Genomic DNA, 695 nt, shown 5'->3' with positions numbered 1-695 from the left:
GACGCTACCCCGCTGGTAACCTCTCCACGCCGGTTCAAGCCGACGCTGCGGTGCAATTTGCCGCCGTTCGCTCGTCGAGCGCCTGATCGATCAATGTGGTACTGGAATGCCGTCGCAGAGTTATCGAGCCGCTAGGCGCGCTCGCGTCACCAGGCGGATTCGCCATCGATGGTCGCGAGGTCTCGCATGGGTAGAAAATTACGGGCGGACGCCGTTGGCCGCTATTCACTATGTACTAGCCTCGACGCAGCGCAGACACGGCTTCATCTCACTAGCGAATCCCAGCGACGTCAGGCCGGTCCGACGACGATCTGCCTCAAACCGATGCTGACGGCCGCATAAAGTCGGTGGTCTTACGCCAGCGATCAGTCACCTTCGAGATAAAGAATCTGCGCCGTTCGCCGGGGTGAAGTGAGCGAAGCGCTGCCTCGGCTTAGCATTCGGACATGCGCGATATCGAAGCGATTGACGCCGATCTGCAGTTGGTGTCGCGCGCTTGGTGCGCGGCTTTGGTGGCAAATGATCACGCACCGAGTACCACCCTGATCGACCAGCTTCGCGAGGAGCGACAGCAGTGAGGCGCTGCGTCCGGAACTGACATGACCGGATACCACTAGAGGTAGCGTCATAGCTGCTCCAGAAGAACAGGGTGCGGTTTTACGGGCGGTGCAATGCAGCTGAAATGGATTAGCGTT

General features: G+C 59.7%; 1 protein-coding gene. It reads left to right on the top strand.

Going from position 1 to position 695, the window contains the following annotated elements:
• The first annotated feature begins 446 nt into the window (after positions 1–446).
• Complete coding sequence (locus A5622_RS30490) at positions 447–578, top strand: hypothetical protein (protein ID WP_255361663.1); 132 nt, start codon at positions 447–449, stop codon at positions 576–578.
• The last annotated feature ends 117 nt before the right edge of the window (positions 579–695 follow it).

The sequence above is a fragment of the Mycobacterium sp. 1245801.1 genome (assembly GCF_001673055.1).
In the GTDB taxonomy this organism is placed as follows: domain Bacteria; phylum Actinomycetota; class Actinomycetes; order Mycobacteriales; family Mycobacteriaceae; genus Mycobacterium; species Mycobacterium europaeum_A.
Note: the sequence above shows the minus strand (reverse complement) of the source record. Positions and strands in the feature narration are given on the sequence as shown.

What these genes read in the sequence shown, in the direction of transcription:
- A5622_RS30490 (WP_255361663.1), top strand. Translation starts at nt 447, where the DNA reads ATGCGCGATATCGAAGCGATTGACGCCGATCTGCAGTTGGTGTCGCGC.